At 26.7% G+C, this 13,990-nt stretch carries 14 protein-coding genes; 3 read left to right on the top strand and 11 right to left on the bottom strand.

Annotated elements, in window-relative coordinates:
* Positions 1-57 precede the first annotated feature (57 nt).
* Positions 58-657: a class I SAM-dependent methyltransferase gene (locus QM495_RS09560; RefSeq protein WP_408671881.1), complete on the bottom strand. Its 600-nt coding sequence runs from the start codon at positions 655-657 to the stop codon at positions 58-60.
* Between the two features lie 103 nt (positions 658-760).
* Between QM495_RS09560 and QM495_RS09555 the strand changes: the two genes are divergently transcribed.
* Positions 761-1,984, top strand: coding sequence for a multidrug effflux MFS transporter (locus tag QM495_RS09555; protein ID WP_408671880.1), 1,224 nt, complete (start codon positions 761-763; stop codon positions 1,982-1,984).
* A 42-nt stretch (positions 1,985-2,026) separates the two neighbouring features.
* On the opposite strand, the gene QM495_RS09550 is transcribed toward QM495_RS09555, so the two are convergent.
* Both QM495_RS09550 and QM495_RS09545 read right to left on the bottom strand, forming a co-directional pair.
* Positions 2,027-2,209: a CPXCG motif-containing cysteine-rich protein gene (locus QM495_RS09550; RefSeq protein WP_408671879.1), complete on the bottom strand. Its 183-nt coding sequence runs from the start codon at positions 2,207-2,209 to the stop codon at positions 2,027-2,029.
* Positions 2,210-2,219: 10 nt separating this feature from the next.
* Positions 2,220-2,987, bottom strand: coding sequence for a sulfite exporter TauE/SafE family protein (locus tag QM495_RS09545; protein WP_408671878.1), 768 nt, complete (start codon positions 2,985-2,987; stop codon positions 2,220-2,222).
* Between the two features lie 80 nt (positions 2,988-3,067).
* Between QM495_RS09545 and QM495_RS09540 the strand changes: the two genes are divergently transcribed.
* A complete protein-coding gene (locus QM495_RS09540; RefSeq protein ID WP_408671877.1) occupies positions 3,068-3,760 on the top strand; it encodes a pseudouridine synthase in 693 nt (230 codons plus the stop codon).
* Positions 3,761-4,013: 253 nt separating this feature from the next.
* Here QM495_RS09540 and QM495_RS09535 read toward each other — a convergent pair whose 3' ends face one another.
* The 6 genes from QM495_RS09535 to QM495_RS09510 all read right to left on the bottom strand — a co-directional run bounded on the left by QM495_RS09535 (position 4,014) and on the right by QM495_RS09510 (position 10,175).
* Complete coding sequence (locus QM495_RS09535; protein WP_408671876.1) at positions 4,014-4,460, bottom strand: hypothetical protein; 447 nt, start codon at positions 4,458-4,460, stop codon at positions 4,014-4,016.
* A gap of 73 nt (positions 4,461-4,533) precedes the next feature.
* Entirely contained in the window at positions 4,534-4,977 is a 444-nt protein-coding gene (locus tag QM495_RS09530) for an Hsp20/alpha crystallin family protein (RefSeq protein ID WP_408671875.1), read from the bottom strand.
* A gap of 122 nt (positions 4,978-5,099) precedes the next feature.
* Positions 5,100-6,137, bottom strand: coding sequence for a response regulator (locus QM495_RS09525; RefSeq protein ID WP_408671874.1), 1,038 nt, complete (start codon positions 6,135-6,137; stop codon positions 5,100-5,102).
* 271 nt (positions 6,138-6,408) lie between these two features.
* Entirely contained in the window at positions 6,409-8,412 is a 2,004-nt protein-coding gene (locus QM495_RS09520; RefSeq protein ID WP_408671873.1) for a thiamine pyrophosphate-dependent enzyme, read from the bottom strand.
* A 101-nt stretch (positions 8,413-8,513) separates the two neighbouring features.
* A complete protein-coding gene (locus QM495_RS09515; RefSeq protein WP_408671872.1) occupies positions 8,514-8,993 on the bottom strand; it encodes an Lrp/AsnC family transcriptional regulator in 480 nt (159 codons plus the stop codon).
* 69 nt (positions 8,994-9,062) lie between these two features.
* Positions 9,063-10,175 (bottom strand): M14 family zinc carboxypeptidase, encoded by a 1,113-nt coding sequence (locus tag QM495_RS09510; RefSeq protein WP_408671871.1) that lies wholly within the window; start codon positions 10,173-10,175, stop codon positions 9,063-9,065.
* Positions 10,176-10,464: 289 nt separating this feature from the next.
* Here QM495_RS09510 and QM495_RS09505 point away from each other — a divergent pair, with 289 nt between their 5' ends.
* On the top strand, positions 10,465-10,854 hold the full coding sequence (locus QM495_RS09505) for a helix-turn-helix transcriptional regulator (protein ID WP_408671870.1): 390 nt from the start codon (positions 10,465-10,467) through the stop codon (positions 10,852-10,854).
* 31 nt (positions 10,855-10,885) lie between these two features.
* On the opposite strand, the gene QM495_RS09500 is transcribed toward QM495_RS09505, so the two are convergent.
* A complete protein-coding gene (locus tag QM495_RS09500; RefSeq protein WP_408671869.1) occupies positions 10,886-13,321 on the bottom strand; it encodes a M1 family metallopeptidase in 2,436 nt (811 codons plus the stop codon).
* A 118-nt stretch (positions 13,322-13,439) separates the two neighbouring features.
* The gene (locus tag QM495_RS09495; RefSeq protein ID WP_408671868.1) at positions 13,440-13,988 is read right to left on the bottom strand and encodes a DUF4252 domain-containing protein; all 549 of its coding nucleotides are present in this window, start codon (positions 13,986-13,988) and stop codon (positions 13,440-13,442) included.
* Between the last annotated feature and the right edge of the window lie 2 nt (positions 13,989-13,990).

The raw sequence follows: 13,990 nt of genomic DNA, 5'->3' as shown, positions 1-13,990 counted from the left end.
TATAATTTATATTATGTTAAATAGAGTTTTAATTTCTACGAAATATAATAATAAAGTCTACTCCTTTTTAAAAACTAGAGTCGTCATGCTTCTTTGATTGTGTACAATTGTAGTTTTAATATTTTCTATTAATGTAATATTATTTTTATTCAATAATTCATCAAGAATTACTTGTGTTAATAAAAACCTAGTAGTTTTATCAGGTAATTCATATACACCATTAGTTATGTGTTTAACTTGATTTTCAATCCCAAAATTTGAAGCTACACGAATAAATAAAGTTCCTTGATGTTTTAATACTCTAAGTAATTCTTCAAACATTCTATAAAAATGGTTTAAATCTTTTGCAAAATGTAAAACTGCACTACAAATTATATGTTCAAAACTATTTGACTCATAAGGTATTTCTTCTACAGTTGCCTGAATAAAATTATTTTGCTGAAGTTTATAAATTTTCTTACAATAATTTAATTTTTCTAAATCAGTATCAATTCCATGAATATTAAAATTCTCAGCATAAAACCATTTTAAATTTCGTCCATTGCCACATCCTGCATCCAAAATTTTACTTCCATATTGAAAGCGTTCTTTTAAAATTTGATCTAAAATGTAAATATCAATATCTTTAATTGTAGCCTCTAGCGTTTGTAAATTCATAAAATATATAGTGTATAGTGCAAATTACAAATTCTTATTTATTTATCATTTTAACTATTAGAATTTCATCAAATCATTATTCGATTTGCAGTATATTTACACGATGCAAAAACAATCTTCACAATTTGAGTTTATAGCTTTAATGGCAGCACTAATGTCTATTGTAGCATTGGCTATTGATGCCCTTTTGCCAGCGCTAGATTTTATTGGAATTTCAATTGGAATCACTCAAACTACTGATAATCAGTTGTTAATAACTATGATTTTTTTAGGACTTGGATTGGGTCCCTTATTTTTTGGTCCAATATCAGATAGCTTAGGTAGAAAACCTATTGTTTATATGGGTTTTGGTTTGTTTATTATTGCAAGTTTAATTTGTGTGCATTCTGAAAGTCTTGAAATAATGATATTTGGTAGAATATTGCAAGGTATTGGGCTTTCGGCGCCTAGAACTATTAGTATTGCAATGGTTCGTGATACTTATAGTGGAGATTACATGGCACGAATTATGTCTTTTATAACTGTAGTATTTATTTTAGTGCCTGTTGTTGCTCCTGCTATGGGTAAATTTGTTTTAGACCATTACAATTGGCAAGCTATATTTTATTTACAATTATTTTTTAGTATTATAGTTAGTTGTTGGTTTTGGTTTCGACAGCCTGAAACACTAGCTTTAAATAAACGAGTGAGATTCACGAGTCATATTTTTATTGATGGTTTAAAAGAGATTAAAAAATCTAAAAGAACTATTGGTTTTACATTAATTTCAGGGTTTGTTATGGGCTCATTTATGGTTTATTTAAGTACTGCACAGCAAATTTTTCAAATACAATATGGTTTAAAAGAGCAATTTCCATATATATTTGCTGGTTTAGCGATAGCTATAGGTACTGCTACTTTCTTAAACGGAACATTTGTGGTGAAGTTTGGAATGGAAAAAATGGTGACCACTTCCCTATTAACTTTTTTTGGTATTTCGTTACTTTATATCGTGTTATTTAATGGAAACGCCAATCCTCCTATTGTAATTTTATTAATGTTCTTTGCTTCACAGTTTTTTGCTATTGGCTTTTTATTTGGAAATTTAAGAGCTTTGGCAATGGAACCTGTTGGTCATATTGCAGGAATTGGTGCAGCTATTACAGGCTTTATTTCTACTATGATGGCAGTTTCCATTAGTACTCTAATAGGTAGATTTGTTTCAAACACGGCACTTCCATTATTTATTGGATTTTTGGTTTGTAGTATTTTATCTATTTTAGTTTTAATGTATTTAAAAATTAACACTTCTGAAAAAAGTATTGTAGAACAGGTTAAAATTGAATAAATCTAAATGAAATTTAAAAAAGTACCGATTTACTCCTATAATTTATTGTTCAATACTGTTTATGATTAATGAGACAAGTACTCCACTTTCAAAAATTGAGTTTATTTCAATAGGATTACAACAAATTTCACAATCTTCTACATAAGTTTGATCGTTTACGGAGTTATCTAATAGCATAGAAATAGTTTCCCAACAATACGGGCATTGAAAAAAACACTCTTCCATTGAGTTAAAATTATTTAAATAAAATTAATAAAGCCCCTACGGCTGTAACTACAATAATAAATTTTCTATATAATTGGTTGTTAATGAGTTTTACTAATTTAATTCCAGTAATAAAACCAATAATTATGGCAGGAGTTAATATTATATTTAGTGAAATACTTTCTAAAGAAATTGTTTTCCAAACAAACAAATGAAATGGAAGTTTAAAAACATTAATGATAAAAAAGAGCCAAGCGGCAGTACCTATAAATTCATTTTTAGGTAAACGCATGGCCAAAAAGTAAATGTTTGAAAACGATCCTGCTAAATTACCAATCATAGATGTAAAACCTGATAAAAGCCCTATACTATTCGAAAAAAGTCGATTTTGAGGAATTGCTGAAGACTTTCGCTTATCCATAAGTACCATAAACACAACTATTCCAAGAATTAAAATAGCCATTAAAAATCTAAATACTTCATCAGAAATGTCATTTCCAAGCCAAACACCTACCAAAACACCAATAACCATTGTTGGTAGCAACTTACCTAAATACTTCCATTGTGTATGTCTATGATAATAAATTACAGCTAAAATATCTGCAAATACCATCATTGGTATTAATGTGCCAGTAGAAGATTTTCCACCAAAAACCAATGCCATTAAAGTTACAATTACTACTCCAATTCCCTTTATTCCTGCTTTTCCCATTCCTAATAGAACAGCCGCTAGAAAAACTAATGAAAAGCTAGATATAGATAATCCATGCTGTGTTAAAAATTGAGTTACAATTTGCACTATAAATTTCTTCTTATTTAGTTAACTGCAATGTAATTATAATTCATTAGAATAATTTTTTTAACTTGTATATTTGCAATATGGAGATTGAAATTCTTTTTGAAGACGATTATATTGTAATTGTAAACAAACCTAATAATGTTCTAATACATAATTCATATTATGCAAGGAATATTAAAGAACCAACTTTATTAAATCTATTATTGAAGCAATTTAATCAGAATTTTTACCCAGTACATCGTTTAGATAGAAAAACTTCGGGCGTGTTACTTTTAGTTAAGCAAAAAGAAAATGTTTCAATGTTTCAAGAGTTGTTTAATTCAAATTCTATAGAAAAAACTTATTTAGGAATTGTAAGAGGCTTAATAAATACTTCAATTAAAATTGATTCTCCAGTGAAAAATCCTGATACTATGGTTTATAAAGCAGCAGAAACTTTTTGTAAGCCATTGTTAACTAAAAATTTAGATATTGCAGTTAAGCCTTACGATACTTCAAGATATAGCTTAGTAGAATTAATACCCACCTCAGGCAGAATGCATCAATTACGTATTCATATGAATAAAATAAGTCACCCTATAATTGGTGATTATATGTATGGAGATAGATTTCATAACAGAATGTTTGAGGATGAATTTAATTGTCATAATTTATTTTTGCATGCGAACGCTCTTAAAATAGAACATCCAATTACAAACAAAATAATTAATATTGAAAGTAGTTTACCTAATAACTGGTATACTATTTTTAATATTTTTGAGTGGAAATTATAAAACCGTTTTCAAATTTTAATTCTACATAAACTTTACTTCAAAATAAGATATAATTACATAGATAAACTATTAAACTTGAGTTATTCTCACCCAAATAAAAAAACTCCTTTTTAATAACTTTTCTAAACTTATCAACTTCTACTCTTTTAAAATTATCATTTTAATAATAAATATGAGTAGTAATTATTGATAATCGTATATACTCTTTCAAAGAATTAAAATTTGAAAACGGTAAAATTATTTGAACTTAGTCCTATTTAGTCAACAATTTTTGTTGTTTATCTTTTTTCATTATTAGTAATATAAGTTCAAATACTTCTTCTTTTATATATTTAAAATTACTTAAATAATTTTTTAATTCATTTTTTAAAAAATTATGATTTTCTCTAAATAAATTTTCTTTTTTTAAGTAAATATTTTCAATTAGTAATGCTAAATTAATTTGGTGTTCTTTTATGGATTCTATTAATGTTTTACCCAATATAGCTTCATGATTAATACCATTTAATAATAATTTAGCCTTGTTAAAATTATTAGTATCACATAAACCAATTATATGTTCTGATAGTAATTCTTTTAAAAAATCTTGTTCTATTCTAATAAATTCAATTTCAGAAATCCAATACTTAGTTTTACTGTGTAAATATTGAATACTGTTGTTGAAAATTGGTGCTTTTTGTTTAGGAATAATATGTTTCATCTCAGTATCAATTATTTTTCTTGTTCAATAGAATCCGAGAAATATTTTGTATCTCTCGGATTCAACCAGAAGATTATACAATTTCTATTACTTTTTTGTGTTCTTCACTTTTTAAAATCTCCAATTTTTCTAAATGAACTCTAAGAACACCATTGTTATATTTTGCATCAATCTTCTTATTAAAATCTATACTCTTTGGAAGAGTAAATGATCTGTTAAACGAATTGTAATGAAATTCTCTACGAGAATAATCACCCTCCTCTTCGTTATTAATTTTATTGTTTTCCGCTGAAATTGTTAAAATATCATCGGTAATGGCTACCTCAAAATCTTTTTTTGAAAAGCCAGGTGCAGCAACTTCAATTTCGAAGCCTTCTTCATTTTCCTTTACGTTAATTGCTGGAATCCAATTATCTTTTAGAATTAAATCTTCATTCAATAATCTGTCAGTATTTAAAATGTCAGGGAACATTTGGTCAAATAAAGGAAAACGTCTGTTAAATTTAATAAGTGACATAATATGTTATAATTAAAAATTAAAAAATCGTATTATTGAGTTACTAATTTAATTATTTAAAAGTCTATTTTCAATGATTCTCATCAATTAAAAAAATGATTCTCATCAATTATTTTATTGATTTATTGTATTTGAAGTAATTTTTTTTTATTAATAATTTTTAATCCATTTTTACTTTCTTTTATTAATTTTTCTTCTTTAAAAGCATGTAGCGTCCTAATTAAAGTTTCATATTCAATACCAATAGAATTTGCTAAATCGCTTTTAGAAATATTGATTTCTTCAGCTTCTTTAATAGTGGTTTTTTGCAGTATCCTTACTAAAGTTCTGGCTGTTTTTTTTCTAACTGAGGAATAAGCTAAAAGTATTAATTGTTCTTTTATGTCTATTAAATTATCGGTTAATAAATCTATAAATTCGTATAAAAATTTAGGATTATTTTTTATAATAGTATTTATTTCACTTTTATTTATTTTATATAATTTAACGTTAGTAATTGCTTTTGAATTTTCAAAATGAGAGGAATGTTTCACAAATGAAGAGTATCCAAAATATTGATCATTAGTAAAATAACCAGTAATAAATTCTTTCCCGTCTTCATTTATTTTATACGTTTTTACTTTTCCTTTTTTAATTAAAAAAAGGTGGTTACTTAGGTTTTCTTTACAATAAATAGTCTCATTTTTTTTAAATGAAAATATGGTTTTTTTTGATAAAAATGTTTTAATATTTTTTATGTTTTCAATTTGAATATCTCTGTTTATATTTGAAGTTTGATGTTCAAAAGCTTCAGCTCTTTTTAACCTACTTTCAATAGCTTTTAATAATTCAGTTTCTTTAAAAGGTTTAATTAAAAAATCATCTGCGCCTAAATTCATCCCTTTTCTTAGATCACTATAATCTATATTTTCTGCTAAAAAAATAAATGGAATATGCGCTAGTATTGGTATTTTAGAAATTATTTGTAAAACATCAAAACCATCTAATCTAGGTATTAGAATATCACAAATAATAATGTTTGGAATAAAAGTTTTAGCCATTTCTATTTCCTTTTTTCCATTTTCAGCTGTAATTATTATATAATTTGCTAATTCAAGTATTTCGGTAATATATTTCCTAAATGTAATTTCACTTTCTATTAATAATACTGTTTTTTTCATGGCTTTTAATTATTTGCGACTGTATTTTAAATAAATTCAATTAAAACTTAATTTTATTTAATAAATAATCCAAAAAATGTGATAAAGGGTAATTTAAAAGTCAATACTTTTATTTATAGTACACATATTAGTTCTTTCTTGCAATAAGCCTAAGCAAGATTTGTGAAAAGTAATTTGTTCTTTTAACTTATGGTAAGAGAACATATAAGACTAAAGTTAGCTTATAAATTTGTTAATTTATATGATAAAAATCAGGTTAAAGCTTTAAATGCTAGTAATTTAATACATTTAATATTTCAGAATACAATTTGCTTTTAGGTAAATACATGTTTTCTAAATTTTTAGCAAATGGAATAGGAGTTTCAATACTTCCTACCCGTTTAATTGGAGCATCTAAATAGTTAAAGCAATTTTCGTTAATTAATGCTGATATATCTGATGCAATACCTCCAAATAGCGTGTCTTCTTGTAAAATTAAAACCTTACCCGTTTTTTTAACTGAAGTATAAATAGATTCGGTATCAAGTGGCTGCAAAGTTCTTAAATCTATGATATCTGCAGAAATTTGATGTTCTTTAACTTCTTTTAATGCCCAATGTACACCAGCACCATAAGATATTATAGTAATATCAAAACCTGTTTCAACTAAGGCTGCTTTTCCAAAAGGAATTGTGTAATAATCATCCGGAACTTCTTGATAAATAGACCTGTACAAAGCTTTATGTTCAAAAAACAACACAGGATTTGTGTCTTCAATAGCTGTTGCAAGTAAGCCTTTAGCGTCGTAAGGGAAAGCTGGATATACTACTTTTAAACCAGGTGTTTTTGTAAACCAAGCTTCATTTGTTTGACTATGAAATGGTCCAGCTCCAATATCTGCCCCGCAAGGCATTCTCAATACAATATCGGAATTTTGATTCCAGCGATAATATGATTTAGCTAATAAATTTATCACAGGATTAAATCCAGAGGTTACAAAATCTGAAAATTGTAATTCAACTACAGATTTAAATCCATTAATCGATAGTCCAAAAGCAGTTTCTATAATTGAAGATTCACAAATTGGTGTGTTCCTTATTTTTTCAGCTCCAAATTTATCTAAAAAACCTTCTGTAATTTTAAAAACACCTCCATAATCGGCAATATCTTGCCCCATAATAATTAAATTAGTATGTTTTTCCATACATTGTTTAAGTCCTTGAGAAATAGCATCTACTAAACGAATATTTGAAGTTTTTATTGAAGGTTTTGTTTCAATATAATTTACGTGTTTATAAACATCCTCTAATTCATTATTAATAGTTGAAGAAATTTCTTCTTCAGCAAAAGCGATTTTTAAATGTTCATGAATCTCATGCACAATTTCCTGCTTCATTAGTAGTTCCATTTCTTCAGAAAGAATATTTTCTTTTCTTAAAAAAGCCTGAAAATTTGTAACAGGATCATTAAATGCCCATTTTTCTAATAACTCAGTTGGAACGTACTTATTACCACTCGCCTCTTCATGTCCTCTCATTCTAAAAGTTTTAAATTCTATTAAAACTGGGCGAGGATTTTCTCTAACACTTTTAGCAATTTCAGAAACTTTTGTATGAACTTCTAATATATTGTTGCCATTAATTATGTGACTTTCTATTCCATAACCAATGCCTTTATCGGCAATGTTTTCACATTTAAATTGTTGGCTTGATGGTGTAGATAATCCATATCCGTTATTTTCAATGCAAAAAAGTACAGGTAAATTCCAAACAGCAGCAACATTGAGAGCTTCATGAAAATCCCCTTCACTTGTTCCTCCATCACCAGAAAAAACGGTTGTAACTTTAGGTGATTTTTTTAGTAAATCGGCTAAAGCAATACCATTTGCCACGCCCATTTGGGGACCTAAATGAGAAATCATACCAACAATTTTGTACTCTTGAGTTCCAAAATGGAATGATCTATCTCTTCCTTTTGTAAAACCGCTCTTTTTTCCTTGCCACTGTGAAAATAATCTATGAAGTGGAATGTTTCTAGAAGTAAATACACCTAAATTTCTATGAAGTGGTAAGATATATTCGTCAAAATTAATAGCGTTTGTAACACCAACAGATATTGCTTCTTGTCCAATTCCTGAGAACCATTTAGAAATTTTACCTTGACGTAAAAGAATTAACATTTTTTCCTCAATTAATCGAGGTTTTAGAATTAATTTATATAATTCTTGTAATTGTTTATTTGTGTAGTTTTCTCTATTATAAATTATAGATCCAACAGAGGTGTTAGTAGTTCTCATTAATAATCATTATAATTTCAAATGCAATAATAAAGCAATTATATAAAAAAATACCTTATTATAATTTATAATAAGGTATTTTTTTATAGTTTTATTATTTACTAAAGTTCTCTAAATATAGAGTGCATTAAACGAGTTTTATCGTTAATACTTTCTTCAAGAGAAATCATAGTTTCTGTTCTTGAAACACCATCAATATCATCTATTTCAAAAATTATTTCTTTAGCATGAGTAGTGTTTTTTGCTCTAATTTTACAGAATATGTTATATTTACCTGCAGTAATATATGCTATGGTTATATTTGGAATAACTTTTAAATCTTTAATAACTTGTTTAGTTTTTGAAGTTTGGTTTAAATAAATACCAACATGCGATATGAAAGAATATCCCATTTTTTCATAATCTAATGTTAGTGTAGATCCTTTAATTATCCCTTCATCTTCCATTTTTTTTACTCTAACATGAATAGTTCCTGCCGAAACAACTAATTTTTTAGCGATATCTGTAAAAGGAGTTCTAGCATTTTCAATAAGAATATCTAATATTTGATGATCAATTTCATCAAGCGTAAATTTTTTCATGGTTTGTTTTATTTAAAAAATATACAATACGCAAATTTATTAAAAAAAAACGATTATTCTACGATTTATTTACGAATTTGATAATTTCAACTCCAAAACATCTAAATTTTCTGCATTTATTAACTCATAAGTATGAAAACTCGATAAATCACCTCTGTTTTCAATATATTTATATTTAATTAATACATTTTTTTTTATTTTAAATTTATACTGTATCCCAACATCTTCTATATAAGTGGTATTATTTCTAATAACTTTTAGATTTTTGTAGATTATATCTAAAAAATATTTATCGTTTTTAGGTATATTAAAGTATGGTTTGTAATTGTTATATACAGTGTTTGTTGAAATATAAAATAATCCATTTAAAAGGGCATAGAAGTTAAATTTTCTTGTAATTTCTCTATCATAATCACCTTTGAAATGACCAGCTTCTATTAAAATAGTGTTGTGTCCAAGCTTTTGAAAATTATCACCTGTGGCAGTTGGATAAAATTCATCGGTATATCTTCCAATTTGGTTCGGCATAATTTGCTGCAGAAAGTTATTCATAGCAACAATAACACTCATTGTCTCTTTTCTTCCCTTGGTTACTGTTCGTTCAATACCTTCTGAAGGTGCTAAAAAAGATAGTGTTGCAGCGTTATTTGTTCCTTCAACATTAAAAATAGAACGTTGGTCATGTAAATTGAAACAAAATTTAGGCTTAAAACTGTCTAAAGTTGCACGTAACAGTTTACTTTCAACGGCTTTTTGCTCTACAGCATCTCTGTTTAGATCAATATTTTTAAAATTTTCTCTTGTAAATTTGATAGCACCATCAGGGTTTAATAGCACAATAAATTCTAAAGTGCAACTTGCTAAAATTTTATTGATTATTATTTTTAAGCTTTTATCGTCAGATTCAAAAAAATTAAATAAATCAAATAATGCTTTTGTTCCAGTACTTTCATTTCCGTGCATTTGAGACCAAGTAAGGATTTTAGTTTTTCCAATACCAATAGAAATTTTATAAATGGGTAGCTTATTTTCAGAAACTCCAATTTTTTCAACTGAAAACTTTGATGATAACTTATGTAAAATAGGTTCAATATCATTTAAGAGAATTCTTCTACCAAATAAACTTTTTTCAAAATTTTGAAGATACCAATTATCTAATTTATTTATACTTATAAAATTCATGTTACAAATGTAAATAATCAGATGTTTACATTTGTATACACACTTTTAATAAGTAAATTATACAAATGTAAACAGATATTGGTAGTAATAATTAATGGTGTGCACTGACGTTAGTTACTTCTATAAGAAATTCTTATAGAACTTACATAGATAGCTATTAATCAGTATTATACTCTATGATATATGAAGTGTTGGTTTTATATAAAAGTTCTATTTACATTATTTATAAATAAGTTTATTGTTCCTTAAAATTAAAAAGATTACATTTGTAATCTAAAAATAGATTACAATGGTAAACGTTGAGGAGTTTTCAAAACGGCTAACAATAGTTATGAATTATTATGAAATATCAGCTGCTTCACTGGCTGAAAAAATTGATGTTCAACGTTCAAGCATTTCACATCTTCTTTCAGGAAGAAATAAACCCAGTCTAGAATTTGTTTTAAAAATATTAAAAAACTTTCCTGAGGTTGAGTTGTATTGGTTATTAAACGGCCAAGGTAATTTTCCTAAGGAAAATAGAAAAGAAATAAGCACACCTACTCTATTTTCTTCAAATGAAGAGAAAAATATGGTGAAAGAAAATTTAAAACCTACTTTAAAAAATGCTAAAGATAATTCTATTGAACGAATCGTTGTATTTTATAATGATGGTACCTTTAGAAATTATAATCCCTAAAAAAACTTTAGAAATTTACTTAATTAAACTGTTATTCAATAAGCTTAGCTAGTCCAGTTTTTAAAACAAGAATTAATTCTTCTTTATTTGTGTTATCAGACTGTTGTTGTGCATAAACTAATTGATTGATCATATTTATTGCCATTTTATCGAAGCTGAATTTTTTATACTGCAATCCTAATTTTACAAAATCGTTAGTTAAATTTTCTATGGCTTGTTTATTATCACTACCAGAAATCCATTTAAAAGCTTCGGAATATAATTGCTGAGTACGTTTATTTTTTGTTAAAAACATACCTTTTAAAACATGGTTAGCTATAAATGGGAGCTTTGTTTTATCTTTTTCATTGATATAAATATTTGTGATGGCATCTGCTAAATGTTCTTTTATATCATCATTTAGGGTATTTACTTTATCTAAGGTAGTTTGTTTATCAATTTGATATAGTGAAATTAGTGAACTTCCAGTAATTGCATAAGATTCGCTATTCATTCCTCTTACAAAAAGAGGCTTGTAAATAGGTTCTATTAATTTTCCCAAAACTCTTAAAGCAGCTGCTTTTACAAGTGTTTTTTTATCAAATTGAGCTAATTTTTCAATTTTAGCAATGGCTTCTTTTTTATAATATTTTTGAAACAAATCGATATTTTCTAACGCTAAAATTCTAATTTCATAGTAAGGATCATCTAATGCTTTAATTAAAGTACTAAATGCTTCTTTATCATCTTGATGTATTGCAATTTCTTCAATAGCTAACCTTCTATCTAAATAGTGAGGAGCATTGTTAAATTGATAGATGTAGTTTTTGAGTGTTTTCTTATCTGTAATTTCAGCTAACAATACGTGTTTAGCATCAATATTTATAAGCTTTGGTAGTTTATTGAATGGAAAAGTAAATGAATTTTGTCTGCTATCAACCCAAACTTTATGCCTTAATTTTCTATTTTGTTCATAAATATCAATTGTCAAAGGAAATTTAAAAATATTCCCTTGCTGATTAATATTTACAGTAACGGTTCCATTTATGGTGTTATAATCATAAGTTACACTTAATTTTATATGTCCATTTCCAAAGTACCATTGGTTGAAAAACCAATTTAAATCTTTACCACTTATTTTTTCAAATGCTATACGCAAATCGTGTGCTTCTGCAGTCCCAAATTTATGTTTTGTTAAGTAGTAATTAAGGCCTTCAAAAAATGCCTCATCTCCTAAATAATCTCTTAACATATGAAGAATTGCACTTCCTTTATGGTAGCTAACAGGATCAAACATATCCTCCTTATTTTTATAATAAAATCGGACTAATTTTTTATTATCACTTTGACTTTCTAAATATACTTTTATATCATCAAACATATGTGCATTTGCTTTGTCTTTGCCATATTTATATTCATACCATAAATAAACACTATAGGTTGCAAATGATTCATTCAAAGTTAAATTAGACCAACTTTCAGTAGTTACTAAATCTCCAAACCAATGATGAAATAATTCATGTGCAATGGTTTCTTCCCACTCATTATTATCAATTAATTGTCCTTTTTTTTGCTGTGCATTTTCACCATGAACAACAGCGGTAGTATTTTCCATGGCGCCACTCACATAATCTCTTACAACAATTTGGCTGTATTTATCCCAAACATAAGGAACACCTGTTATTTTTGAAAAGAAAGTCATCATTTCTGGAGTTAATCCAAAAATATCTTTAGCTACAGATTCGTATTCAGGCTCTACATAATAATTAACATCTAACCCATTCCAATTATCTTTAACAATACTAAATTCTCCAACACCCATAAAAAATAAGTATGGAGCAATCTTTTGATCCATTTTCCAATAGTCAGTTCTAGTTCCGTTATTATTTTCAGTTTGACTTATTAATGTTCCATTTGACAGCGTTACAAATTTAGACGGGACAGTCATATAAATTTCATGTGTTGTTTTTTGATTTGGGGAATCTATTGTTGGAAACCAACAACTACTTGCTTCAGTTTCTCCTTGAGTCCATATTTGAGTAGGTTTATTAGGATCTTCATCTTTAGGATCTATAAAATAAAGTCCTTTTGCATCAGTTATAACTTTACTACCTTTTTGTTTAACTTCTTCAGGTCTTGCAGTATATTTTATATAAATAGTATATTCTTCTCCTTTTTTATAAGTTCTATCTAAATCTATTGTTAATTCATTGTCTGAATAATTAAAAGAAGCTTTCACTTTGTTCAACATTATTTCATGAATTTTAAAAGCTTTTGCATCTAAAATAAGTTTATTAGTTGCATAAAAATGAGGTGTTAAAGTAATCCAAGCTTCACCATTCATTTGACTTTTTTCAAAATTAAAATCAACTTTTAATTTGGTATGTACTAAGTCGTTAATTTTTTCTCTTTCTCCTCTATATTGTTTTTTTTGAGCAGTTCCAAGTATCGAAAATAGAAGAATAAGTGTAAGTAATAAATTTTTCATTCGTAAAATTTAATTTAAGGCTTCAAAAATAGTATTTTTTAGTGTTTAAAGAAGTTAATAACACGTTAAAAAGCCATACGTGTTAGGTATGGCCTAGTTTATATATGTGATTTGAAATTTATTTAATACTACTTAATAACCCTCCAAGCTGTTTCAATTGAGCATTATCATCATCCATTTTAATTTTTTGAGTTAATTTTAAGATAGCTGATGGATTCATATTTTTTCCGATAATTCTTATAACTGCAAATCCCTTAGTATTGTCAGCTCCAAAAATAATAACTTCATCAATTGCATCTTCTTCTCCAAGATAACTTACACTTACATTACTTTTTCCTAAATTCATACGAACTAATTGTTTGTATTTAGGGTTTTTAAGAATCGTATTTATTTTTTGTTTTTCTGAAGCATATAAATCTGCATTTGTTTCATTTAATTGCAATGCTAAAAAATTAACTTTCTTTATAGTTTCTAATGTGTTTTTAATGTCTTCAGAAACTTCCGTGTCTTTTAATTGTAAAATGCTAGCAGGTAAATCAATTGAGATAAACTCACTATTTTCCTTACTATCTACATAATACTTTTGAAGTGAAGGGTTTGTTTCACAAGCAGTTGTTAATAAAACTATTGCGAAAACTAATCCTGTGAATTTTAAAAATACTTTCATTT

This window comes from Lutibacter sp. (assembly GCF_046055765.1).
Taxonomy (GTDB): Bacteria; Bacteroidota; Bacteroidia; order Flavobacteriales; family Flavobacteriaceae; genus Lutibacter.
The sequence above is the reverse complement of the archived record's forward strand: the minus strand, read 5'-3'. Positions and strand labels throughout refer to the sequence as shown.